This is a genomic window from Streptomyces sp. NPDC049541 (assembly GCF_044465725.1).
Taxonomy (GTDB): Bacteria; Actinomycetota; Actinomycetes; order Streptomycetales; family Streptomycetaceae; genus Streptomyces.
Window position 1 is genome coordinate 19,327 of sequence record NZ_JBITLY010000003.1, and the last position, 22,515, is coordinate 41,841.

Here is a 22,515-nt window from a genome sequence, read left to right on the forward strand (position 1 = left end):
AATCCGAAGTACCGTCGCGGGCGGCGCCCTCCCTCGTTAGGGTCAATGCCGTGGCCACCTTTCCCCCGTACCCGACGCATCCGCCACACCCCGGCGTCCCGGCCGGCGGTGCGCTCGGGCACGCTCACTGGTGGCAGCGCAGGGCGGTGCGCTACGGCGCGCTCATCACCCTGCTCGCGCTCTCCGGGCTCGTCATCCTCGCCCTGGTGCGCGAACAGACCGGCACCGAAGGGTTCCTGGTCGGGCTCGGGCTGGCCGTGCTGCCGGTGCCGCTGCTCATGGCGGCGTTCCGCTGGCTGGACCGGGTCGCCCCCGGCCCCTGGCGCAATCTGCTGTTCGCCTTCGCCTGGGGGGCCTGTGCGGCGGCGCTGATAGCGATCGTCGCCAACAGCTTCGCCACGAAGTGGATAGCGACGGCGACCGCCGACCCGTCCAGCGCGGACACCCTCGGCGCGACCGTCATAGCGCCGATAGTGGAGGAGTCGTCGAAGGCGGCCGCCGTACTGCTCGTGTTCCTGTTCCGCAGACGGGACTTCACCGGGATCGTCGACGGGGTGGTGATAGCCGGGGTCACCGCCACCGGCTTCGCGTTCACCGAGAACATCCTCTACCTGGGCACCGCCTTCGGCACCGACCAGCTCACCGGCGACCGCGGCATCGCCTCGGTCACCGCGGCGACGTTCTTCGTGCGCATCATCATGTCCCCGTTCGCGCACCCGCTGTTCACCGTGCTCACCGGCATCGGCTTCGGCATCGCCGCGCTCTCCTCGGAACGCCAGCACATACGGCGCGTCCTCGTCCCGCTCTGCGGCCTGCTGCTCGCGATGAGCATGCACGCGATCTGGAACGGCTCCTCGAACTTCGGCGAGTACGGGTTCTTCGCGGTGTACGCGGCCTTCATGGTGCCCGCGTTCGGCCTGCTGACCTGGCTGGTGATCTGGACCCGCCAGCGCGAACTGCGCACCGTGCGCGAGGAACTGCCCGCCTACGCCGTCGCGGGCTGGCTCACCCCCGCGGAGCCCTACGCCCTCGGTTCGATGCGGGCACGCAGGCTGGCCCGCGAACACGCCGCCCAGCACCTCGGCAAGCCCGCCGCACGCGAGGTCGCCCAGTACGAGGCCTACGCGACCTCCCTGGCCTTCCTGCGGCACCGGGGGCGCCGTGGCCGCGCCGGCGCCGACTTCGTCGTCAGGGAACGCGAGTTGCTGCACGAGCTGTGGCGCCGCCGCGAGGTGGCCCGCCCGGCGCTGGACCACGCGGCACGGATGACGGCGCCCCCGGTGCCGGTGGCGGCGCCACCCTGGCCGGTGTACGGGGCGTACGGGTACCCGGCGGTGCCGAATCCCGCGTACAACCCGTACCGGTCGTAGCGCCCGAGGGGGTCAGGCCGACGCTTCCGTCAGGCGGGCGACCTCGGTCTCGGTGAGCGTCAGCTCGCCCACCGCGAGCAGCGCCGGGAGCTGCTCCACCGTCCGCGCGGACGCGATCGGGGCGGCGACCGTCGGCTGGGCCGCGAGCCAGGCCAGAGCCACCGTGGCGACCGGGGCGTCGTGGGCCTGGGCGATCTCGTCGAGGGCGGTCAGGACCCGCTGCCCCCGCTCGGTCTCCAGGTGCTTGGCCGCGCCGCCCGCCCGCGGGCTGTCGACCGTGGCGCCGGGCCGGTACTTGCCGGTGAGGAAGCCGGAGGCCAGGGAGAAGTAGGGGACGGCCGCGAGGCCGTAGCGCCCTGCCAGGTCCTGCAGCTCGCCCTCGTACGTGTCGCGCGAGACCAGGTTGTAGTGCGGCTGCAGGGCCACGTACTTGGCCAGGCCCTCGCGGTCGGAGAACTCCAGGGACGCGCGCAGCCGGTCGGGCGAGATGTTGGACGCGGCGATGTGCCGGACCTTGCCCGCCTTCACCAGCTCGTCGAGCGCGCCGATGATCTCCTCGACCGGCACCTCGGGCTTGTCGAAGTGCGTGTAGTAGAGGTCGATGTAGTCGGTGTCGAGGCGGCGCAGGGAGGCCTCGGCCGCGGCCTTGATGTTGGCGGCGGACAGGCCCTGGAAGTCGGGGTGCTGGCTGACCTTGGTCGCGATGACCACGTCGTCACGGTTGCCGCGCGCCCTGACCCACTTGCCGATGATCGTCTCGGACTCGCCGCCCTGGTTGCCGTCGACCCACGCCGAGTAGGAGTCGGCGGTGTCGACGAAGTTGCCGCCGGCGGCCGTGTAGGCGTCGAGCACGGCGAAGGAGGTGGCCTCGTCGGCGGTCCAGCCGAAGACGTTGCCGCCCAGGGACAGCGGGAAGACCTCGAGGCCGGAGGAGCCGAGCTTGCGCAGAGAAGGGGAAGTCATGCTCTACGTCAACGCACGCCCCGGAGGCCGGTCTTCCGCGGCGGGCGCAAAGATCCCGTAAACAAGCGGATTACGGCACTCCGGGTACGGACGGAGAACGTACGGGTGTCAGGGGTTGAGGCCCTTGCTGCGCAGCCATGCCATCGGGTCGATGCCGGTGGCCTGGCCGTCGGGGTGGACCTCGAGGTGGCAGTGCGGGCCGGTCACGTTGCCGGTGGCGCCGACGCGGCCGATGACGTCACCGGTGCTGACCTTCTGGCCGACGCTCACGCTGATCGACGACTGGTGGCAGAACCACAGCTCCGTACCGTCGTCGAGGGTGAGGATCGTGCGGTAGCCGTACGCACCCGCCCAGCCGGCCTGCGTGATGGTGCCGGAGTGGATGGCCTTGATGAGGGTGCCCGTGGGGGCGGCGAAGTCGAGGCCCGTGTGGTAGCCGGAGGACCACATGGAGCCGGCCTGACCGAAGGTGCCGGTGATCGTGTAGGAGACGACCGGCAGCGTGTACTGCTTGGCCAACTCGGCGAGCTTCGCGTCCGCGGCGGCCTTCTTGGCCGCCGCCTCCGCCTTCTCCTTCGCGGCGGCGGCCTTGGCCGCGGCATCCTTCTCGGCCTTGGCGGCGGCGTCGTCGATCTGCTTCGCGAGGGCCGCCTCGACGGCTGCCTGGCTCTTGCTGTCGATCTGGACCTGCTGCGACGCGGCCTGCGCCATGATCCGGTCGCGCAGCGCCTCACCGGCGCCCTTGGCGCCCTGCGCGGTACCCGCGGAGGTGGTGGCCACATCGCTGAGCGCGGTCGCGGAGCCCTTGGGGGCCTCGGAGCCGCCGCCGAACACATGGCTCACGGAGGCGAGATCGGGCATGGAGATCGACACCGGCGGCTTGCCGGTGTTGGCGCTGGCCATGCCGCCCGCGCCGACGGCGGCTATGACACCGACGCCCAGGACCGTGGAGCTGCGGGCGAGTCCCCCGCCGCGCTGCTTGGCGACGCGGTGCCGGCCGCGGACGGGGGCGATGGAGTCCTCGGTGGGATTCCACTCCTCCCAGGGGCCCTCGTCGGAGCGTCGGCCGGCGAAGCCGAAGGGCTCGGTGCTCGGCACGAACGGGGCTGCCGGGGCAGGCGGGTTGGACGCCACGTGGGCGTGCTCCTTTCCTTCCTTCTCGCCTACCGGGTTAGCTGACGGGTTCGGAGCAGGAAGGTCTCCTACGCGCGTATACCTGCCGTGCTGCCACGGCGGTGTCGGCGCGATTCACCCCAGGGTGGTGGTTCCCCGGTTCCCTTGCGGGATTCGGCGCGTGCGCACGGAGCCGCCTCTTGTGACGGCTGGGACGACCGCGCTGCGTTATCGAACGTTAATAGACCCGGGGTGTCGTTTCCAAGGTGTTCCGCTTGATCATTAACCTTTCCGACCTGGACAGACGGCGCATGAACGGCCGAAAACGGGCGAGTTGACCGCGCCTCAGGAACCTCAGGACCGCCGTACGGCGAGCAGCGCCATGTCGTCCGCCATGGCCTCACCGGCGTATCTGCGCACCTCCCGTGCGAGGGTGGCGAGCAGCGCGGCGGGCTCGTGGAAGGCCCGGCCGGCGAGCCGGTCCGCGGGTTCGAAGAACCGCCCCTGCTCGTCCCGCGCCTCGGACAGCCCGTCGGTGTACAGCAGCAGCGTGGCCCCGCTGCGGAACGCGATCTCCTCCGCGCGGTCGGGCCAGCTCCCGAAGTCGCCCATGCCGAGCGGCAGGGCGGGCTCGCGGGCGTGCAGGGTGTGCACGGCGCCGTCGGGGCACAGCAGCAGCGGGGGCGGGTGGCCGCGGGTGACGATGCGGACGACGCCCTCGCTGTGCGGGAGTTCGGCGAGCACGGCGGTGGTGAACCCCTCGAACAACTCGATGCCCTCGCGCCGCGCCGCCTCGCGCGCCAGCGCCCGGTCCAGCCGCTGCGCGACCGCCTCCAGCGTGGCCTCCTGCTCGGCGGCCTCCCGGAACGCCCCGATGACGACGGCCACGGCGGCCACCGCCCCCATCCCCTTCCCGCGCACGTCGCCCACGACCAGCCGTACGCCGTACGGGCTGTCCTGCACGGCGTACAGGTCGCCGCCGATGGATGCGTCCGCCTGCGCGGCCTCGTACCGTGCCGCGATCGCGAACCCTCCGATCCGCTCGGCGGGTTCGGGCAGCACGGCGCGCTGGGCGGCCTCGGCGATCTCGCGCTGCGAGGCGAGCTCCTCGCGTCCGCGGCGGACGAGGAGGTTGATGAGGACGGCCAGGACGGAGACCGTGGCGATGGTGGCCAGCTCGGTGATCGCCTCCACCTGGAGGAGGATGCCCACCTGGGCGTGGATCGCGCTGACGACGAGGACGGTCGCGAGGCCGGTGAGGACCGTGCCGCGGCGCGAGTAGAGCGGGGCGGCGACCAGGGGTGCGGCGGTGAAGAGGGGGCCCGCCGTGAACCGCGAAGGGGTGAGGTAGTCGTAGAAGGCCCCGCCGACGATCAGCAGTGCCGGGAGCAGCCGCACGAAGGTGCGTGCGTATGAGATCGGCCCCTCCTGCTCCACCCCTCCAGGTTTCCCGGTACGGCGGCACGGGGCGAGCCGGGTGACCCGGCCGGGGGAAACACTCAGGGCCGGAGTCCAGTGACTGGACTCCGGCCCTGAGCCTTGAGTAGCGGGGACAGGATTTGAACCTGCGACCTCTGGGTTATGAGCCCAGCGAGCTACCGAGCTGCTCCACCCCGCGTCGTTGTGTCACCAGCATACGCCATCCGCGGGGCTGTCTGCGCCAGGGTTTACGTCCGCCCCCGTTCACCTGCGTTTTCCGGGGTCCGCGGGGCCTCGGTCAGGCGGCCGGGTTGTCGGCGTGGGTGAGGGTCTCCCAGGAGACGAAGAGGTCGTCGGTGCCGGCCGGGCGGGTCTGCTCGACCAGCTTGTGGGCGGCCGGGACGGGGGTGCCGAGCCGGTTCTCCAGGTGGTTGAGGGCGACCTCCAGGTCGGGGCCCATGTTCCCGACGACCCGGCCGCCGCACAGCCACCGCGGGGGCTTGGCCCCCATCTCGTAGCGGGCGTGGAAGTCGAGGGCCGCCTTCAGCCGGTCCTTGACGTCGCCGTACAGGTCGACGCCCTGGTGCCAGGCGGTCTCGGCGATGTGCGCGGTGGCGGCGAGGGAGTAGCCGACGTGCTTGAAGTTGCGGCAGGTCTCCTGCGCGATGCCGTCCTCGAACTTCGTCTCCTTGAACCAGTACGTCTCCAGCTTCTGCACGGTGTTGGCGTCGGAGCCGGCCGGGGTGAGCGGGATCTTGCCGTCCTTGCGCAGATAGAAGTAGTCGGGCACCAGGCCGCGGAAGCGTTTGAGGGCGGCGTCGAAGGTCTTGTGGTCGTCGGTGAAGACGGCGATCCCGATGGCGGCGTCGGTCATCGCGAGGTCCCAGTTGCCGTTGTAGTCGGGAAGGTTCCTGGTGACCTCGGGGAGGTAGGCGGTGCGCAGCATGGCCGCGAACCGCCGGACGCGGTCGGCGGGCCAGCCGGCACCCGGTGTGTACCGGATGATCTCCGCGGCCCGCGCCCAGGTCGACCCGGCCCAGGAGGACTGCAGGCGGGCGTCCTGCGCCGTGTGCCGCTTCAGCTGCGCCGACCAGGCGTCCATGATCTCCCTGGCCTTCACCGCGTGCTCGTGCTGCCGGGTGACGCTGTAGAGGAGCGCCTGCGTGTAGGCGGCGATGGCGTCCTGCCGCTCCTCCAGACAGCCCTTCGCGCCCTTGCCGCCCCAGGGACAGTTGACGACCGCGGTCGGCTGGGCCGTGTACTTGTACGAGCCGTACTTGCTGTCCCGCATGTCGAGGAACGCCTGCAGCCAGGGCTGCTTGCCCGCGATGACGTTCTTGCGCACGACGTCCAGCTGGGCCTGGCTGACGAGGACACCGGGGTGGGTGAACGGTGCGCCGGGGGGCAGCGCCCTCGCCATGGTGCGGGTGCCCGGGTCGGTGCCGCAGGAGGCGACGAGCGCCGTCAGCAGGAGGACGAGGAGAACTGCCGCCGCACGTCTGGGAACTGACCTCACTGGCACTACCTCCGCGATCGCCTCCGGCCGGTACGGTCAGGGTCGCCCTTCCGGAGGTCGGGCGCAGGATCTGTTGGGCCGATCGGCCGGTGCGGGGTGGTGGTGGGCGGTGCTGGGGGCTGCCGCCCCCAGAGCCCCGCTTGCTCGGCCCTTGAGGGGCGGCCTTGTCCTCGAACGCCGGACGGGCTGAGATGTCAGCCCAACAAATGATCGTTCGGCGCCTTTGCCCGCTCCTCGTACTCCCCCAGTACGACGACCTCGACGCCCCGCCCCGCCAGCAGCCCGCTCCCGTCCGCCCCCGTCACGAAGGTGTCCGGTTCGCGCCAGGCCGTGACCACCCGGCGGACCCCCGCGTCGAGGATCAGCCGGGCGCAGGGCTTGGGGCGGGAGGCGCGGTGGGCGCAGGGTTCCAGGCTGCTGTAGACCGTGGCCGTCGCCAGCCGGGGGTCGGCCGAGTCCAGTTTGGCGAGGGCCGCCTCCTCGGCGTGGACGGCCGGGTCGTCGCCCTCGCGGGAGTGGCCGCGGGCGAGTTCCGTGCCGTCGGCGGCGACGATCACCGCGCCGACGCTGAAGGCGGTGCGCGAGGGCGGGCACAGCGCCGCGAGGTCGCAGGCGAGGGCCAGCCAGTGGCGGTCGGCGGCGGTGGGGAGCGGGCCGGTGCCGGGGGCCGTGGGCTCGTAGCGCATGAGGACCACGTCCTCGATCCGGCGGGTTTCCGTCAGGCGCAGCCGGCCGGGCTGGTAGGCGCCGGGGCCGAAGAGGCGGGGGGCGTCCGGGTCGCCCACGAAGAGGGGGGCCAGGACCAGCTGGAGTTCGTCGGCGAGGCCCTGCTGGAGGAGCTGGGTGTGGATCGTGCCGCCGCCCTCGACCATCAGGCGCCGCACGCCGCGTACCTCGTGCAGGTGCTCCAGGAGGCGGCGCCAGTCGAGGTCGGGGCCGAGCGGGACGACGTCGGCGGCGAGGCCGAGGGTGCGGGCGCGCTCGGCGCCCTTGTCGGTCGTGAAGACGAGCTTCTCGCCGCCCGTGTGCCAGAAACGGGCGTCCGGGTCCAGGCCTCCGGAGCCGCTGACGGTGACCTTGAGGGGGTACTCCGGCTGTCCGGCAGCAACTCGGGCGGCGCGGCGCTCGGGGGAGTTGACCAGCAGGCGCGGGTTGTCGGCGCGGATCGTGCCGGCGCCGACGAGGATCGCGTCGACGGAGGCCCGGACCTCGTCCACACGGTCGAAGTCCGCCGGGCTGGAGAGCAGCAGGCGCTCGGGGCCGGTGTCGTCGAGGTAGCCGTCGAGGGAGACGGCGGCGGACAGCAGGACGTACGGGAACGGCATCGGACGCGCTCACTCTCGACGGCGGACAGGCTTGGTTAAATTTTGAAACAAACCTACACTGGCGGCATGACGACTCGCTGGCTCACGGAGAAGGAGCAGCGCGCCTGGCGCGCGTACATCGCGGCGACGCACCTCTTGGAGGACGCCATCGACCGGCAGCTCCAGCAGGACGCCGGCATGCCGCATCTGTACTACTCCATCCTGGCCAACCTCTCCGAGGTGCCGGACGGCAGGCTGCGCATGACCGATCTCGCCGAGCGGGCGAAGATCACACGCAGTCGGCTGACGTACGCCGTGACGCGGCTGGAGAAGGACGGTCTGATCCGGCGCGAGGACTGCCAGTGGGACAAGCGCAGCAGCTTCGCCATGCTGACCGACGAGGGGATGGCCGTACTGGAGCGGACGGCGCCGGGACATGTGGAGACCGTGCGGTCGCTGCTCTTCGACCAGCTGACCCCGCAGCAGGTGGAGCAGCTGGAGGAGATCTTCTCGGGAGTGGTGCAGGCACTGGAGCGGGAGGAGGAGCGCCCCACCCCGGACGAGGTCCCCTGGCGCCGCCGCTCCTCCGGTCCGTGCTCCTGAGGCGGCCCGGAAATCCGAAGCATCCCGAAAAGCTGTTGCTTCAAATTTAAAACATGAGGTAGGGTTCCCGACCATGCACCTGCTTCAAAACTGAAGCAGATATGGACGACCCCGGAGACCCGCATGCCCGACTTCCCCGCCGCCTCCCCGCGCTCCCGCGTCCGGGTGCCGCTGCGCTTCCAGGACGGCTACAGCGTCGACGCCGAACTGGTCACCTTCCACGGCCTGACCGACGGCCAGGAGCACGTCGCCGTCGTCCTGGGCGACCCCGCTCCCGGCACAACGCCCCTGGTCCGCCTGCATTCCGAGTGCCTGACCGGTGACGTGTTCGGCTCGGCCCGCTGCGACTGCGGTCCGCAGCTGCGCGAGGCGGTCGAGCGGATCGCGGACCGCGGCGGCGTGCTGCTCTACCTTCGCCAGGAGGGCCGCGGCATCGGCCTCTACAACAAGCTGGACGCCTACGCCCTCCAGGACCAGGGCCTCGACACCTACGAGGCGAACGCGGCTCTGGGGCTGCCCGAGGACGACCGTGACTACACGGCGGCCGCGCAGATGCTGGGGGCCCTGGGCATCGACAGCCTGGACCTGCTGTCCAACAACCCCGACAAGGCGGGCCAGCTCCGCGACCTGGGCATCGACGTACGCGACCGCGTCCCCACGGGCGTCTTCACCACCGCCCACAACGTCCGCTACCTGCGTGCGAAGGTCCTCCAGACCCAGCACACGCTGCCGCTGGCGGAGCTGAGCGCGGGCTGACCCGGGCCGGCTCGGGCCGATGACCGCGGGGTGCCGGGCAGCCGCCCGGCGGCCGGGCTGGACACCTCCACCACGGGCAAGCCCGGCCGGCCTGCGGGCCGTCGCGCCGCTGGGACCGGCACGGGTGGGCGCGGGCGGCACCCGTACCGCCGGGTTGCGTGTCCTGCCGACCGTCGGCGCGCTGCCCACGGAGAGCCACTGGCGACGCGCACCGCACACAGGCGCCGCAGGCCCCCGGCCGCCAACAGCCCCAACACCTCCGTGAGTTGGCGGCGCACCTCCGGATCGTCGAACTTACTGCGGACCACGCCCCCTTCCGGCGTGCCACAGCCGCTCCTTCGCCCTCACACCCCTCTCTTCAACCCCAACATGTTGTGGCCGAAGGCGAGTTGGCACCCACAGATTGTGCACAAGGGTGCACTGTGCCGGGATTGGACCACGAATGTCCCAGGCAGCCGCAGATCGACGACGAGTGAGGGCGTTCATGACCGAACGATTCGGGGACGGTACGACACGGACGGCCGGCGAGACGCGGGCGACGGCCCGGCCCGCCGTGCCCCGCCCCGCGAGGCGGATGCGGTCGACGACCCGGTCCTGGCGAGGGCAAGTGATACCTGACCGTCGCGCACGCCCCCGACGGCCGCGTCGCCGGGGTGACGGTCCACATGGCCAAGCAGGGCTCCACCCTCGCGGGCATGATGGACGCCTTCTCCTCGACCGTCACCCGCGCCTCCAGCACGGCGTCCCGCTCGACATCCTCGTCGCGGACCACGTCGGGACACGCTTCGAACCCTCCGGCCTCACCAACGACCCGGACATCAAGCAGGCCGGCTCCGTCATGGACTACGTCGGCCGCCGCCTCGCCCTCGACCACCTGCCCTACGAGACCCGGGCCGGCCTCGGCATCCTCACCGCCGCGGAACGCGCCGCGAAACAGACCCTCGACGGTGTCGGCGAGGCCGTCTGGACCGATCTCGTGGGCCTGTCCATGTCCGCACCGGTGGTGGGGCGGCCGCGCCGCGACTGATGGTCGTACGAAAAAAACGACACGGCACACAAACAACCCAAAGATCCCAAATGACTACTATCAGTGCATATATTGTCACAATACGTAGCCAAGCCAGGGCGTCGCGCCCGGGCAAGAAAGGGTCTAACCATGCGCAAGTTTCAGCGTGTTGCCGTCGTAGCCGCGGCGATCGCGAGCCTCTCCGCCTTCGGTGCCGGTGTCAGCTTCGCCCACGACCACGGCCATGACCACGACGACGAGGGCGTCACCGCGGTGGCCAACTCGCAGTCCAACGCCGTGGCCTACGACGACGACAGCCGCAGCGGGCGCCACGGCAGCCCGGACGCGGCCCCCGCCTTCACGACCGGCAGCGACTTCAGCCTCGGGAACGTCACTCCGCCGGCAGCCAAGTAACGAAGCGCCGCCCGGCAGGCCGCGAGGAACGGCCACGGCCTGCCGGGCGCTCCGCCCGGCAGGCCGTTCATCCGGCAGCAGCCGACTGCGATTACTTGCCGAAGGCGTTGCTGCAGCCCATGTCCGAGCCCTCGGAGGTGCTCTGCGCCCCCGTGTTGCCCTCGCCGTTGAGCGCGTTGCCCAACAGGCCGTTGATGAGCCCGACCTCACCGAGGACGCTGATGTTCAGGTCGTGCGACCTGCAGGTGGTGCTCTGCTGGACGCCGACGCCACCGTCGGCGTGGGCGCCGCCGGCGCTCAGAAACCCGACACTCCCGAGGGCGGCGACCAGGACGGCGGCCTTGCGAAGCTTGTGCATGTCATCTCCGGTGGAGCGAAGTGGATGCGACCTGTGACAGATCAACTCCTTGCTGCCACGGGAGATTAGTGCGAAATACCCCAAAAAGGATGGCAGCGCGCCAGGTTTCGTGATCTCTAAACGTGATCTCACCCGGAAGCGCCGCGGCGGCCGGCGTCAGATGACACGGAGAACCGCCCGTCGGCGGACGTCCGTCGAGGAGCGCTCCACCCTGATCTCGAACGTGCCCGGCTCGACGACCGTGCGCATGTCGCCGTCCACCAGGGTGAGGTCGCGACTCGGCACCAGGTCGAAGGTGACGGTGGCCCGCTTCCCGGGCTCCACACGCACCTTCCGCACACCGCGCAGCCTGATGTACGGCAGCGACACCGACGTCTGCTCGTCCGTCACGTACAGCTGCACCACCTCCGTGCCGGCCCGCTGTCCCGTGTTGGTGAGGTCCACGCGCACCCGGGTCGTGGCGTCGGCCTTGATGGTGTCGTCGGTCAGCCGGATCCGGCCGTGGCGGAACGTGGTGTGGCCGAGGCCCGCGCCGAACGGGAAGAGCGGCGTGGACGGCAGGTCGATGTGGTCGTCGGCATCGGCTCGGGCGCGCTTCTGGTCGTACGACACGGGGAGCCGGCCCACGGCACGGGGGAAGGTGACGGGCAGTCTGCCGGTCGGCTCGACGTCGCCGAACAGCACCTCGGCCACCGCCCGGCCCCCGGCCTCACCGGGCAGCCAGGCATCAGCCCCGGATCGAAGGTGGCGCCCGGCGCGAGCCCCTCGGGAAAGACGGTCGAGCCGGGTCCGACCGAACCGTGGGTGCCCTCGCTGATCTCCAGCAGGGGGATGCCGAGCGGGTTGGCGCGGGCGAGGCGCTGCAAGTGGTTGTGCTGTGACGCCTGTTGACGCGGGCTCAGTGGATGAGGAACCGGCACGGACCCGGAGAGGGACTGGTTGACCAGGCCGAAGAACCCTCCGCCCGGGCCCAGCCTCATCCGGTCCGCCTTCTTTCCGACCACCGTCTCACCGCGTACGTACGCCTCCCGGTGCTCCCGTGTGCCGGTCGGATCCGTGGAGTCACCGAGGAGTTCCTGGGGCAGACAGACCGGGATGTTCAGCTGCGCGACCTTGTCGGCGACGGTCATCCTGGCCAGCAGCGCGTCGACTCGCCGTCCCAGGGGGGCCTTCAGCATCGGCGTCACGAGACCCGTACATGCGGCCACCGCCAGGCCGGTGAAAGTCCGACGGGAGATCCTCGCTTTGTCCATGACGGCAGCCTCGCAGCGCCGGACCGAGCCGGTCAGCGGCCGAAATGCTGAACCACGGCGACTTTGGCGCTGCTTGCTCTCACTGAAGTCAGGAGACGAGGGCGGGTGCCGTCAGCCGGTGTCGGCGGTGCGGGCGCTCCAGCGCTCCTCAACCCTGGCCAGACGCCAGTAAGCCAGCGCCACGGCCCAGACGACCACGAACAGGCCGACGATGACGTAACCGACGTTGTCCAGGTCCAGCCCGGATATCCAGCCGGTGACGGCGTCCCGCAGACCGAGCTTGTCGTGCAGAACGCCGACGAGTTCGATCGTGCCGACGAAGAAGGCCACCGCGATGGACAGGCCGGTGATCGTGAGGTTGTAGAACACCTTGCGAACGGGGTTGGAGAACGCCCACTGGTAGGCGAAGTTCATGAAGGTGCCGTCGAGGGTGTCGAACAGGCTCATGCCCGCGGCGAAGAGGAGGGGCAGGCACAGCACCGCGTACCACGGCAGCCCGGCGGCGGCGCCGTTGCCGGCCAGGGCGAGCAACAGGACCTCGGTCGAGGTGTCGAAGCCGATCCCGAACAGGAAGCCGAGAGGGAACATCTGGCCGGGGCGGCGGACGGACTTGGTGAGGCGGCCGAGAATGCGGTTCATGAAGCCGCGCGAGTCCAGGTGCGCCTCCAGCTCCGCCTCGTCGTAGCGTCCGGCGCGCATCGCGCGGAAGACGCGCGCGATGCCGAACAGCGCAACGAGGTTGAGGGCGGCGATGAGGTACAGGAAGCCGCCGGAGACCGTGGTGCCCACCGTGCCGAGCACCTGGTGGGTCCGGGAGCCGTCGTTCATCAGGGTGCCGGCGAGGTGCGTGCCCCCGGCGACCAGCGCGGCCATGACGACCACCACGCTGGAGTGTCCGAGCGCGAACCAGAACCCCACCGACACCGGCCGCTTTCCGTCGGCCATCAGCTTGCGGGTGGTGTTGTCGATGGCGGCGATGTGGTCGGCGTCGAAGGCGTGCCGCATGCCGAGGGTGTAGGCGGTGATGCCGAGTCCGACCCCGAACGCCTGGGTGCCGACCGTGTAGTGATGCGGGATCACGAGGAGGAAGAGGACCCCGAAGGCGGCCACGTGCAGAGCGACGATCACGGTCAGCAGGCCGGCGGTGCGGAGGGTGTCCTCGCGGCGCCAGCGAAAGGACGGGACGGCGGCGGTTTCGGGCACGCCTTGGGACACGGTCATACGGACACGCTCCAGCACCTCGTGGATCAGCTTCGTGATGCCGTGGCCGGTCTCCTGGCTGACGGGTCGTACGTCCGCCGCCCGCCTTCCCAACCGCCTTGCGGCGGCCAGTGGCTGTCCCCTGCGGGACGTGGGCGACGAACTCCCCGATCACAGTGGCGAGGGCCGCTCCGGACTGAGCCCCTGAGGGCCGGCACCGGCTTCCCGAACACCACGGCCCGCTCACCCTAGAAGGCCGCGGGCAGTGGCTGCAAGGCTGCACAGCTGAACAGGTATGGAGGTCAGCACCTGTTCGCTGCGATGATGGACGCATGCATCTCGTCCCCGCGGAACACGCCGGGCGGCGCACCATTGACGGCCATCGGGTCTGCGATGCCATCGCCGCCGTCGGCGACCCCGAGCGCGTGCGCGCCTGGGCCGATCGCTTCTCGCTGCTCTCCGATCCCGGACGCCTGTCCTTGCTGTTCGCCCTCCAGGAGGCCGGCCCGATCGCCGTGTCCGACCTCGCCGTCGCCAGCGGGATGCGGGACACGGCCGTCTCCCAGGCTCTGCGTCTGCTGCGGACCGCGGGCATCGTCGAGGGCGAGAAGGACGGCCGGATCGTGCGCTACCGACTCGTCGAGGGCCCGGTCTCCGCGCTGCTGAAACACTGCGCGCCGGAATCGGCGGCCGAACCTGGCCCGGGCTGACGGTCCGCGCGGCTGCCCGCACACAGCCCAGAAAACGCAGCAGCGCCCGAGCCGACCGAAGCCGACTCAGGCGCTGCGTAGCAGGTCAGAGGGCATGTCCCTCGCCTACCAGCCGTAGGCCCTGTGGGACTCGAACCCACAACCAATGGATTAAAAGTCCACTGCTCTGCCAATTGAGCTAAGGGCCCCTGGTGATGTTGCCTCCACGAGCATAGCCGGACACGGCCGCGTCTCCGATCGGGTATCGGGGACACGGCCGTGCCGGAGGTGAAGATCCAGCCGGAGTGTCAGGGATCTACCTTTTCGGGGGCGCCCGCGGAAGCCTGGCCGGAGGCCGCCGCGCGGGACGCCTCCCGGGCGAGCGTGCGTTCGTGGGCCGGGTTGAGGAACCAGTGCCGGGCCGACGCGCCCCACCACGCCGCCGCGAAGCCGAGGACGACCAGGACGGCGACCGGGGCGTAGTTGAAGCTCTCCCAGGTGACCGGCGAGACCTGGGGCAGCATGAAGAGGACCGTGATCACGCCCACCCACACCACCGAGACGATGCCGATGGGGCGGGACCAGCGGCCCAGGTGCCACGGGCCCCGTGCGAAGTCGTCGCCCTTGCGCACCCGCAGCAGCGTCGGGATGACGTACGCGATGTACAGGCCGATGACGGCGATCGAGGTCACCGCCGCGTACGCCGTCACATTGATCAGATAAGGCAGGCCGAGGAGCAGCGCTCCGACCGCCGCCAGCCATACGGCGGCCACGGGTGTCCGGGTCCGCGGGCTCACCGTGTGCCACACATGCGAGAAGGGCAGCGCGCCGTCGCGTGAAAAGGCGTAGATCATGCGGCTGTTGGCGGTGACCGAGGCCATCCCGCAGAACAGCTGGGCGCCGATGACGACCAGGAGCAGCAGTTTGCCCGCTGTGGCGCCCAGGGCGTCCAGCAGGATCTGGGCCGGCGGCGCCCCGGTGGGCGAGGCGAGCTCCTTGTCGTAGGACTGGATGGCGAACGTGAAGCCGAGCAGCAGCACGAAGCCCGCTATCCAGGACGTCCAGATGGACTGGACGATGCCCTTGGGGCCGGCCGTCGACGCGTCGTGCGTCTCCTCCGTCATATGGGCGGAGGCGTCGTAGCCGGTGAAGGTGTACTGCGCCATCAGCAGGCCGAGGAGCACCACGTACACACCGCTGCCCCAGCCCGTGTTGTTCACGAACTTGGTGAACACGAAGGAAGCGGACTGGTGGTGGTCCGGTACGAAGGCCAGCGCGCCGACGATCACCCCGACCCCCAGGACGTGCCACCACACACTGATGTCGTTGAGGAGCGCGACGATCTTCACGCCGAAGGTGTTCAGGAGGCCGTGCAGCAGCAGGATCGCCGCGAAGAGCAGGACCGTTCGGCCCGGTGTGACCTTGAAGTCGAACTGCAGGTTCAGGTAAGCGCCCAGGAAGGACGCGGCGCCGAAGTCGATGCCCGCCGTCACCGCCACCTGGCCCAGCACGTTGAACCAGCCCGTGAACCAGGCCCAGGCGGCGGCCGTGCGCGGGGGCGCCAGCCGGTGGGCCCAGAAGTACAGGCCGGCGGAGGTCGGATAGGCCGAACAGATCTCGGCCATCGACAGGCCGACGAACAGTGTCATCAGGCCCACGGCGACCCAGCCCCAGGTGATCACCGACGGGCCGCCCGTGTTCATGCCGAACAGATAGAGGGTGAGGCAGCCGGAGAGGACCGAGATGATCGTGAAGGAGACCGCGTAGTTGGAGAACGCCGACATGCGGCGGGCAAGGACCTGCGTGTAGCCGAGCTGGGCAAGCCGTTCCTCGTCGGACAACCCCGAGTCGGAGGGTCCCGACTTCCCGCTCGCTATGGCGTCATCTGTCATGCCCCCAGCGATTCCCTCGCCAGAGTCGTGACATGCATCACAGCATGGCCAAAAAATGCCCCTTCGGGCCTGCCCACCGCCGGCGTTCCGCCCCAACACGCCGCAGGAACCATTGCCCCTGCCGCCGTTGCGCTGAAGGCACCCCGCACTGCCCCGTACGACCAGCTCGTTCTTCCCCGTCACCGGCGCTCTCGCCGAAGCCGACGACCGTCCCGTGCGCCGTTCCCCGGCCGCCGGAGACCTTTGCGCGGACCTCCGGCGTCCGGGCAACGCGAAGGGCCCGTACGACCGAAGTCGTACGGGCCCTCGCTCAGTTCACGCGGTGTCAGCCGTTGCGCTTCCAGCGCGGCTTGTCGTCGCGGCGGCCGAAGGAGGAGCCACCGCCGGTGCCGCGGTGCTCGTCACGGCGGCCGTAGGGGCGCTCGTGGCCGCCGGAGCGGAAGCCCGGGCGGTCGCCCTGGCGGTCGCGGTTGAACGGGCGGTCGCTGCCACGGTGACCGCCACGCTCGTCCCGGCGCTCGAAGGAGCGCCCGGCCGGACGGTCGTCACGGCGGAAGCCACCGCGGTCGTTGTCCCGGCGCTCGAAGCCACGGCCACCACGGTCGTCACGGCGCTCGAAGGAACGGCCACCACGGTCGTCCCGACGGTCGTCACGGCGGAACCCGCCACGGTCGTTGTCCCTGCGCTCGAAGCCACGGCCACCACGGTCGTCACGGCGCTCGAAGGAACGGCCACCACGGTCGTCCCGACGGTCGTCGCGGCGGAACCCGCCACGGTCGTTGTCCCGACGCTCGAAACCGCGGTCGCGGTCGCGGTTGAACCCGCCCCGGTCGTTGTCCCGACGCTCGAAGGAACGGCCACCGCGGTCGTCCCGGCGGAAGCCGCCACGGTCGTTGTCCCGACGCTCACGACGCTCGTACGACGACGGCGCCTGTGCCCGGTCCACGTCCTGCGCGGCGGGCTGCTCGGGCACCGACACCTCGGCCGCCTCGACGGCAGCCTCGGCCACCGCCGCCTGCGCCTCGGCCACCGCGGCCTCCGGGTCCTCGCCGCGCTCGCGGGCGACCCGGGCCACCAGGCGGTCGGCCTCCTCGCGCAGCTCGGTCGCGCGGCGCTGCGCCCGCTCCAGCTGCTTGGTGAGGTGCGCGACCTCACGCTCGGCCTGCTGCGCCGCGTTGCCCGCGGACTCGGCCTGGACCTCGGTCATCGAACGGGCGCCGGTGATCTCGGCGACCTCGGGCTCGAACGCCGTACCGGAGTTGATGAGGTGACGCCCGGCGTCGACGCCCGCGTCCTCCATCAGCCGGAAGATCTGGCGGCGCTGATGCGGCAGGGACAGCGAGACGACCGTGCCGGTGCGGCCCGCGCGAGCGGTACGGCCGGCGCGGTGCAGGTAGTCCTTGTGGTCACCGGCGGGGTCGACGTTCAACACGAGGTCGATGCCGTCGACGTGGATGCCGCGGGCGGCGACGTCGGTCGCCACCAGGCAGTTGACGTACCCGTCCTTGAAGTCGGCCAGCGTGCGGGTGCGCGCGCCCTGCGTCATGCCGCCGTGCAGCGCGTCGGCCTTCACGCCCGCCTCGCGCAGCTGCTCGGCGACCCGGTCGGCACCGAGCTGGGTGCGGACGAAGATGATGGTGCGGCCCTTGCGGGAGGCGATCGCGGCCGTGACCGGCGCCTTGTCCTTGGGCTTAACGATCAGGATGTGGTGCGACATGGTCGTCACCGCGCCCTGGGCGGCGTCCACCTCGTGCGAGACCGGGTTGTTCAGGTACCGGTCGACGAGGGTCTTGATCTCGTTCTCCATGGTGGCGGAGAAGAGCATCCGCTGACCGCCGGCCGGTACCTGGTCGAGCAGCTCGGTGACCTCGGGCAGGAAGCCCAGGTCGGACATCTGGTCGGCCTCGTCGAGGACGGCGATCTGCACGTCCTCCAGGGAGCAGGCGCCGCGGTTGATGATGTCGCGCAGCCGGCCCGGGGTGGCGACGAGGATGTCGACGCCGCGCTCCAGGGCGTAGATCTGGTTGCCCATCGACGTGCCGCCGCAGACGACCTTCATCTTCAGGCCGAGGACGTCGCCGTACGGCTGCAGGGCGTCCGCCACCTGCATGGCGAGCTCGCGGGTGGGGGTGAGGATGACCGCGCGGGGCTTGTGCTTCTCGGTGCGGCCGCCGGCGAGCGTCGCCAGGGTCGGCAGACCGAAGGAGAGGGTCTTGCCGGAGCCGGTGCGGCCACGGCCGAGGATGTCCTTGCCGGCCAGGGCGTCCGGGATGGTCGCGGCCTGGATCGGGAAGGGGGTGGTCACGCCGTTCTGGGCGAGCTTGCGCACGACGCCCTCGGGGAGGCCGAGGTCCGCGAACGTGACCTCGACAGCGTCCTCGGAGCCCTCGTTCTCGGGCACGACGACGTGATCAGTACTGGAAATGGACATGCGTAAGCGAAACCTTCCGGAGTCTCGTCGGCACGCGCCCGTCAACTCCGTGAATTCGCATTACGACCGCCTCTATGCGGTCAGCCACGGCAAGGGAGAGAACGCGCCACGCGGCGCTCTCTGCAATGGCGCCGGGCAATGGGATCAAACGATCTACCACCATACGCACCCTGCACACCCCAAGGCAAACCGAACCCCCGAGACGCTCGTCACGTCCCTACGCGGGCGATCCCGCCGTCGGCGCCGGCTCCCGCTCCGCCCACTGCGGCGCCGTCTCCTCGTGCGCCGACGACGACGGCTCGGCGACCGTCGGCTCCGGCGAGGCGGGGGTCGGCTGCTCGGTCGGGGTCGGCTGCGGCTCGGCCGTGTGCGTCGGGGTGGGCGACGCGACGGTCGGCGCGGGAACCCCGGGCTTCTCGCTCTTCCCGTTCCCGGGCTTGCCCGCGGGAGGGGCAGACCGGCCGTCCCCCGCGGACGGCGAGGCCGAGGGGGACGCCGACTTCCCGTCCTTCTCCTTGTCCCGCTTGCCGCCCTTGTGCTTGCCGTCGGCCACCCCGGCCCCGAACCCTCTGCCGGACACGCCCGACCCGCCGTCGGGTGCCTCACCGCCGCGCTGCCCCGCGGAGTGCGAGGGCTTCGCGCCGCCGGCCCCGTCCTCCCCCACGCTCATGCAGCCGGCGGCAGCGGCGACGGCCATGACCGTGGCGGCCAGACGGACGGGTACGTACAAGCGGCGCACGGGAAGCCACCTCCGAGGCGAGGGAAGGAGTCAACCTGCCCAACTCCCGCCGCCCACAAGAGGACACGCGCCCCGGTCATCCGTATCCCAGGGCGTGCAGCCGCGCGTCGTCGATCCCGAAGTGGTGCGCGATCTCGTGCACCACGGTCACCTCGGTCTCCGCGACGACGTCCTCCCGCGACGCGCACATCCTGAGCGTCGGCCCCCGGTAGATGGTGATGCGGTCCGGCAGCACCCCGGCGTACCACTCACCCCGGTCCGTCAACGGAGTGCCCTCGTAGAGCCCGAGCAGCTCGGGATCGTCCGCCGGCGGCTCGTCCTCGACGAACACCGCGACGTTGTCCATCAGTCGCGTCAGCTCCGGCGGGATCCGGTCGAGCGCCTCGGCGACCAGTTCCTCGAACTCCTCGCGCGTCATCTCCAGCACAGGCCCATTGTCGGCCACGGCCCGTCCGTACGAGAGTCATGGACCCCCTCGCATATCCACGCCCGCACTTGGGCATACGGGACCAATGGCCCGCGTCCCCGCCATCGCCGCCACCGTCCTGAACCGGGTACGCAAGTCCCCGCGCACCCTCGCCCGCCACTACCGCGCCCGCCGCCCCCACCCGACCCTCGAGCTGGTCCGGCAGCCGCACCCCTGGCCCCGCGCCCTGGGACTGGCCGCCGTCGTCCTGCTCGGCGCCTGGCTGGGGCTGCTGATCGTCGGCAACGTGCGGGTCCCGGTCGGCCCCATGGACACGACGATGACCCTGCGTCCGTCCCTCAGCGGCGGCACGAAGATCAACGTCTCACCGCTCGGCGCCCTGGAGCTGAACAGCCACCACGCGCCGCTCCGCCTGGACGTCAACGTCGACCAGCTCGACCCGGTCCGCGCCCAGGCCCTGGTGGACCACCCCGAACGCCTCGCCGGTCTTCAGGACGAGGTCGTCCACGACGTCGAGCACGGCACCCTCGACGTGGCCCTGCGCTCCTGTGTCGCCGTCGTGTCCGGGGCCACGGCCCTGGGCCTCGCGGTCTACCGCCGCCCCCGCCGCGCCCTCGCCGCCGGTGGCACGGCCCTGGCCCTCCTCATGGCCTGCGGAGCCTCCGTGTACGCGACCTGGAACCCCGAGTCCGTCCTCGAACCGAAGTACTCCGGCCTGCTCTCCTCCGCACCCTCACTGGTCGGCAACGCCCGCAACATCGTCACCGAATTCGATGTGTACCAGAAGGAGTTGGCCCGCCTGGTGACCAACGTGACGAAGCTCTACGACGTCACGTCCACCCTCCCCGCCTACCAGCCGGACCCGTCCACCATCCGTGTCCTGCACGTCTCGGACATCCACCTCAACCCCGCGAGCTGGAAGATCATCGCCTCGCTGGTGGACCAGTACAAGGTGAACGTGATCGTCGACACCGGCGACACGATGGACCACGGCTCGGCGGCGGAGAACGGCTTCCTCGACCCGATCGCGGACCTGGGAGCGCCGTACGTCTGGGTCCGCGGCAACCACGACTCGGACATCACCCAGCGCTATCTGCAGCGCATGAAGAACGTCCACGTCCTGGACGGCGGCCGGGCGGAGACGGTCGGCGGCCTGCGCTTCGCGGGCATGGGCGATCCGCAGTTCACCCCCGACCGCTCGAAGGTCCTCGGAGCCGCCCAGTCGGAGGAACTGGCCGGCGTCCGCCTGGCGGCGGCCCTGAGCGACCAGAAGAGCGCGGGCACCCCCGTCGACGTGGCCATGGTCCACGAGCCGTCGGCCGCCCGCGAGGTCGACGGAGAGGTGCCGCTGGTCCTGTGCGGGCACCTCCACCACGAGGGCGACGAGATCCTCCCGCGCGGCACCCGGCTCCGTATGGAGGGCTCGACGGGCGGCAGCGGCCTGCGCGCCCTGGAGCACAAGTACCCGGCCCCCGTCGAGGCCTCGATCCTCTACTTCGACCGCGACACCCGCCGCCTCCAGGCCTGGGACGCGATCAAACTGGGCGGCCTGGGCGAGACGACGGCGGAGGTCACCCGCCACCTCCCCAAGGGCTGAATCGATCAGCGGCCCCGCCGCGGGCAACCGGGAGCCGCCCCCTCCACTCCGGCCCCTTCAGCACCTTCCAGCTCCACCCCGTAAACCGTTTTGGCGATACCTCCCGCCATCCCATATGCTTCTCACGTCCCCGACGCGCTGAGAAGCGCCCAGGCGGGCCGATAGCCCTCATCGTCTAGCGGCCTAGGACGCCGCCCTTTCAAGGCGGTAGCACGGGTTCGAATCCCGTTGGGGGCACGCAAAACCGTGTGCGACACTGGTGGTCGCCCACGAGCTTGGTCCTGTGGAGCAGTTTGGAGTGCTCGCCACCCTGTCAAGGTGGAGGCCGCGGGTTCAAATCCCGTCAGGACCGCAAAGGCTTTAACAAAAAGCCTTGACGGCTGGGTAGCTCAGTTGGTACGAGCGATCGCCTGAAAAGCGATAGGTCGCCGGTTCGACCCCGGCCCCAGCCACAGCAAAGGCCCCGATCTCCGGATCGGGGCCTTGTTGTATGTCTTGTGGATCACGCCCGGCGTACGAGTTCGTGGTGCCGGTCGTGTGGGCGACGGTGGATGCGTGGTTGGCGGCTTCGTTGCAGGCGCGCAGGGATGCTTCGAGGGCCGACGCCTGTTGGGGCGTGGGCAGCAGCTTGACCCGGATCGCCAGTTTCACGAACAGAGAATCTAGATCGCGTCTCGCGTTCGATGAGGTGTATCCATACTGTTCACCGAATCAGATGAACAGTCGAACATGCCTTCTCGCGCTGATCATTTGCTGTGACCGATTGGCTCGCCTCATGCGGTTGGTGCAGTGGTCGGCCTTGGGGTGTTGATGGGGGATGTCGATGACTGACGAGTTCCACGGTTTCGCGATCGTCCGGCGCGGCTACGACCGCGCCCAGGTCGACGCCTACCTCGCCCAGCTGGCCGCAGGCGCGGCCTCCGACACACCGCCCGCCTTCGACCTCGCTCGCCGCGGTTACGACCGGGCGCAGGTCGACGCCCGGATCGCCGAACTGCGGGCCGGCTGAGGATGGCGGTCGGGCGGCTTGGCAGCGATCCGCTGCAGCGCTACGTTCTGGCTGGTCGGCGTGGGGCCAAGGGGGGCGGGGGACGATGAGCCGGGACGAGGCCAGGGCCATCCGGGATGTCGAGCTGGAGAAGGACCGGGCCCGGTACGGGCTGCTGGCCGTGGTGATCAGCAATCTGGCGATCGCGGGTGTGGCGGTCTTCGGGGTGTGGCGGCTCGACGGGGACAAGTCGGTGATCGTGGGCGTGCTCACGGCCGCCTTCACCGCGGTGAGCAGCATGACCACCGCCTATCTGGGGATCAAGGCCGTCTCGAACACCGCCAGGTCCATCGCGCTGGGCGACGGCGGCCCGCGGCAGCAGCCGCCGGCGCCCGCGCCGCCTCCGGCGCAGCGGACCGGCTGAGCCGCCCCCGCCGGGGCGCCGGGCGACAATTCGTTCGCCACGGATTTCCCCGG

General features: G+C 70.7%; 21 protein-coding genes, 5 tRNA genes and 2 riboswitches. Of the genes, 12 read left to right on the forward strand and 14 right to left on the reverse strand.

Going from position 1 to position 22,515, the window contains the following annotated elements:
- Positions 1-50: 50 nt before the first annotated feature.
- On the forward strand, positions 51-1,370 hold the full coding sequence (locus tag ACIBW9_RS12310; protein WP_398954037.1) for a PrsW family intramembrane metalloprotease: 1,320 nt from the start codon (positions 51-53) through the stop codon (positions 1,368-1,370).
- A gap of 12 nt (positions 1,371-1,382) precedes the next feature.
- On the opposite strand, the gene ACIBW9_RS12315 is transcribed toward ACIBW9_RS12310, so the two are convergent.
- The 6 genes from ACIBW9_RS12315 to ACIBW9_RS12340 form a co-directional block, all read right to left on the reverse strand.
- Positions 1,383-2,333, reverse strand: a complete 951-nt coding sequence (locus ACIBW9_RS12315) for an aldo/keto reductase (RefSeq protein ID WP_398954039.1) — start codon at positions 2,331-2,333, stop codon at positions 1,383-1,385.
- 108 nt (positions 2,334-2,441) lie between these two features.
- Entirely contained in the window at positions 2,442-3,467 is a 1,026-nt protein-coding gene (locus tag ACIBW9_RS12320) for a M23 family metallopeptidase (RefSeq protein ID WP_398954041.1), read from the reverse strand.
- Between the two features lie 11 nt (positions 3,468-3,478).
- Positions 3,479-3,636: riboswitch (cyclic di-AMP (ydaO/yuaA leader) on the reverse strand.
- A 164-nt stretch (positions 3,637-3,800) separates the two neighbouring features.
- A complete protein-coding gene (locus ACIBW9_RS12325; RefSeq protein ID WP_398954043.1) occupies positions 3,801-4,883 on the reverse strand; it encodes a PP2C family protein-serine/threonine phosphatase in 1,083 nt (360 codons plus the stop codon).
- 107 nt (positions 4,884-4,990) lie between these two features.
- Positions 4,991-5,064 (reverse strand) — tRNA-Met (locus ACIBW9_RS12330).
- 99 nt (positions 5,065-5,163) lie between these two features.
- On the reverse strand, positions 5,164-6,387 hold the full coding sequence (locus ACIBW9_RS12335; protein WP_398954045.1) for an alginate lyase family protein: 1,224 nt from the start codon (positions 6,385-6,387) through the stop codon (positions 5,164-5,166).
- Positions 6,388-6,575: 188 nt separating this feature from the next.
- Positions 6,576-7,706 carry a dihydrofolate reductase family protein gene (locus tag ACIBW9_RS12340; protein WP_398954047.1) on the reverse strand — a complete coding sequence of 377 codons (1,131 nt, stop codon included), beginning with the start codon at positions 7,704-7,706 and terminating at the stop codon, positions 6,576-6,578.
- 66 nt (positions 7,707-7,772) lie between these two features.
- On the opposite strand from ACIBW9_RS12340, the gene ACIBW9_RS12345 reads away from it, so the two are divergent.
- The 4 genes from ACIBW9_RS12345 (at position 7,773) to ACIBW9_RS12360 (ending at position 10,464) form a co-directional block, all read left to right on the forward strand.
- Positions 7,773-8,288, forward strand: a complete 516-nt coding sequence (locus ACIBW9_RS12345) for a MarR family winged helix-turn-helix transcriptional regulator (RefSeq protein ID WP_398954049.1) — start codon at positions 7,773-7,775, stop codon at positions 8,286-8,288.
- Positions 8,289-8,411: 123 nt separating this feature from the next.
- On the forward strand, positions 8,412-9,044 hold the full coding sequence (gene ribA, locus ACIBW9_RS12350; protein ID WP_398954051.1) for a GTP cyclohydrolase II: 633 nt from the start codon (positions 8,412-8,414) through the stop codon (positions 9,042-9,044).
- Between the two features lie 838 nt (positions 9,045-9,882).
- Positions 9,883-10,071, forward strand: a complete 189-nt coding sequence (locus ACIBW9_RS12355; RefSeq protein ID WP_398954053.1) for a hypothetical protein — start codon at positions 9,883-9,885, stop codon at positions 10,069-10,071.
- A 129-nt stretch (positions 10,072-10,200) separates the two neighbouring features.
- Positions 10,201-10,464 (forward strand): hypothetical protein, encoded by a 264-nt coding sequence (locus ACIBW9_RS12360; RefSeq protein WP_398954055.1) that lies wholly within the window; start codon positions 10,201-10,203, stop codon positions 10,462-10,464.
- A gap of 91 nt (positions 10,465-10,555) precedes the next feature.
- Here the strand turns inward: ACIBW9_RS12360 and ACIBW9_RS12365 are convergent, their stop codons facing one another.
- The 3 genes from ACIBW9_RS12365 to ACIBW9_RS12375 all read right to left on the reverse strand — a co-directional run bounded on the left by ACIBW9_RS12365 (position 10,556) and on the right by ACIBW9_RS12375 (position 13,296).
- Complete coding sequence (locus tag ACIBW9_RS12365) at positions 10,556-10,822, reverse strand: hypothetical protein (RefSeq protein ID WP_389073274.1); 267 nt, start codon at positions 10,820-10,822, stop codon at positions 10,556-10,558.
- 156 nt (positions 10,823-10,978) lie between these two features.
- Entirely contained in the window at positions 10,979-11,542 is a 564-nt protein-coding gene (locus ACIBW9_RS12370; protein ID WP_398955196.1) for a fibronectin type III-like domain-contianing protein, read from the reverse strand.
- A gap of 644 nt (positions 11,543-12,186) precedes the next feature.
- Positions 12,187-13,296 (reverse strand): HoxN/HupN/NixA family nickel/cobalt transporter, encoded by a 1,110-nt coding sequence (locus ACIBW9_RS12375; RefSeq protein WP_398954058.1) that lies wholly within the window; start codon positions 13,294-13,296, stop codon positions 12,187-12,189.
- A 26-nt stretch (positions 13,297-13,322) separates the two neighbouring features.
- A riboswitch (cobalamin riboswitch) is annotated at positions 13,323-13,527 on the reverse strand.
- Positions 13,528-13,607: 80 nt separating this feature from the next.
- On the opposite strand from ACIBW9_RS12375, the gene ACIBW9_RS12380 reads away from it, so the two are divergent.
- Complete coding sequence (locus ACIBW9_RS12380) at positions 13,608-13,985, forward strand: ArsR/SmtB family transcription factor (protein WP_398954060.1); 378 nt, start codon at positions 13,608-13,610, stop codon at positions 13,983-13,985.
- A 115-nt stretch (positions 13,986-14,100) separates the two neighbouring features.
- Here the strand turns inward: ACIBW9_RS12380 and ACIBW9_RS12385 are convergent.
- The 5 genes from ACIBW9_RS12385 to ACIBW9_RS12405 all read right to left on the reverse strand — a co-directional run bounded on the left by ACIBW9_RS12385 (position 14,101) and on the right by ACIBW9_RS12405 (position 19,453).
- A tRNA-Lys gene (locus tag ACIBW9_RS12385) sits at positions 14,101-14,173 on the reverse strand.
- 99 nt (positions 14,174-14,272) lie between these two features.
- Positions 14,273-15,856, reverse strand: coding sequence for an amino acid permease (locus ACIBW9_RS12390; protein ID WP_398954062.1), 1,584 nt, complete (start codon positions 15,854-15,856; stop codon positions 14,273-14,275).
- A gap of 325 nt (positions 15,857-16,181) precedes the next feature.
- Positions 16,182-18,287 (reverse strand): DEAD/DEAH box helicase, encoded by a 2,106-nt coding sequence (locus tag ACIBW9_RS12395; RefSeq protein ID WP_398954064.1) that lies wholly within the window; start codon positions 18,285-18,287, stop codon positions 16,182-16,184.
- 217 nt (positions 18,288-18,504) lie between these two features.
- Entirely contained in the window at positions 18,505-19,026 is a 522-nt protein-coding gene (locus tag ACIBW9_RS12400) for a hypothetical protein (RefSeq protein WP_398954066.1), read from the reverse strand.
- A 76-nt stretch (positions 19,027-19,102) separates the two neighbouring features.
- Positions 19,103-19,453 carry a metallopeptidase family protein gene (locus ACIBW9_RS12405; protein WP_013002436.1) on the reverse strand — a complete coding sequence of 117 codons (351 nt, stop codon included), beginning with the start codon at positions 19,451-19,453 and terminating at the stop codon, positions 19,103-19,105.
- A gap of 85 nt (positions 19,454-19,538) precedes the next feature.
- Here ACIBW9_RS12405 and ACIBW9_RS12410 point away from each other — a divergent pair, with 85 nt between their 5' ends.
- The 6 genes from ACIBW9_RS12410 to ACIBW9_RS12435 all read left to right on the forward strand — a co-directional run bounded on the left by ACIBW9_RS12410 (position 19,539) and on the right by ACIBW9_RS12435 (position 22,462).
- Positions 19,539-21,050, forward strand: a complete 1,512-nt coding sequence (locus tag ACIBW9_RS12410) for a metallophosphoesterase (protein ID WP_398954068.1) — start codon at positions 19,539-19,541, stop codon at positions 21,048-21,050.
- Between the two features lie 164 nt (positions 21,051-21,214).
- Positions 21,215-21,287 (forward strand) — tRNA-Glu (locus ACIBW9_RS12415).
- 40 nt (positions 21,288-21,327) lie between these two features.
- Positions 21,328-21,402: transfer RNA gene (locus ACIBW9_RS12420), tRNA-Asp, on the forward strand.
- A 26-nt stretch (positions 21,403-21,428) separates the two neighbouring features.
- Positions 21,429-21,502 (forward strand) — tRNA-Phe (locus ACIBW9_RS12425).
- Positions 21,503-21,873: 371 nt separating this feature from the next.
- The gene (locus ACIBW9_RS12430) at positions 21,874-22,059 is read left to right on the forward strand and encodes a DivIVA domain-containing protein (protein WP_398954070.1); all 186 of its coding nucleotides are present in this window, start codon (positions 21,874-21,876) and stop codon (positions 22,057-22,059) included.
- Positions 22,060-22,144: 85 nt separating this feature from the next.
- Complete coding sequence (locus ACIBW9_RS12435; protein WP_398954072.1) at positions 22,145-22,462, forward strand: hypothetical protein; 318 nt, start codon at positions 22,145-22,147, stop codon at positions 22,460-22,462.
- Positions 22,463-22,515 lie beyond the last annotated feature (53 nt).

Bases quoted from the DNA above. Each gene is read 5' to 3' on its own strand.
- ACIBW9_RS12340 (WP_398954047.1), bottom strand. From the start codon at position 7,706: ATGCCGTTCCCGTACGTCCTGCTGTCCGCCGCCGTCTCCCTCGACGGC.
- ACIBW9_RS12355 (WP_398954053.1), top strand. From the start codon at position 9,883: ATGGACTACGTCGGCCGCCGCCTCGCCCTCGACCACCTGCCCTACGAG.
- ACIBW9_RS12365 (WP_389073274.1), bottom strand. From the start codon at position 10,822: ATGCACAAGCTTCGCAAGGCCGCCGTCCTGGTCGCCGCCCTCGGGAGT.
- ACIBW9_RS12315 (WP_398954039.1), bottom strand. From the start codon at position 2,333: ATGACTTCCCCTTCTCTGCGCAAGCTCGGCTCCTCCGGCCTCGAGGTC.
- ACIBW9_RS12380 (WP_398954060.1), top strand. From the start codon at position 13,608: ATGCATCTCGTCCCCGCGGAACACGCCGGGCGGCGCACCATTGACGGC.
- ACIBW9_RS12410 (WP_398954068.1), top strand. From the start codon at position 19,539: ATGGCCCGCGTCCCCGCCATCGCCGCCACCGTCCTGAACCGGGTACGC.
- ACIBW9_RS12345 (WP_398954049.1), top strand. From the start codon at position 7,773: ATGACGACTCGCTGGCTCACGGAGAAGGAGCAGCGCGCCTGGCGCGCG.
- ACIBW9_RS12395 (WP_398954064.1), bottom strand. From the start codon at position 18,287: ATGTCCATTTCCAGTACTGATCACGTCGTCGTGCCCGAGAACGAGGGC.
- ribA (WP_398954051.1), top strand. From the start codon at position 8,412: ATGCCCGACTTCCCCGCCGCCTCCCCGCGCTCCCGCGTCCGGGTGCCG.
- ACIBW9_RS12360 (WP_398954055.1), top strand. From the start codon at position 10,201: ATGCGCAAGTTTCAGCGTGTTGCCGTCGTAGCCGCGGCGATCGCGAGC.
- ACIBW9_RS12435 (WP_398954072.1), top strand. From the start codon at position 22,145: ATGAGCCGGGACGAGGCCAGGGCCATCCGGGATGTCGAGCTGGAGAAG.
- ACIBW9_RS12430 (WP_398954070.1), top strand. From the start codon at position 21,874: ATGACTGACGAGTTCCACGGTTTCGCGATCGTCCGGCGCGGCTACGAC.
- ACIBW9_RS12390 (WP_398954062.1), bottom strand. From the start codon at position 15,856: ATGACAGATGACGCCATAGCGAGCGGGAAGTCGGGACCCTCCGACTCG.
- ACIBW9_RS12375 (WP_398954058.1), bottom strand. From the start codon at position 13,296: ATGACCGTGTCCCAAGGCGTGCCCGAAACCGCCGCCGTCCCGTCCTTT.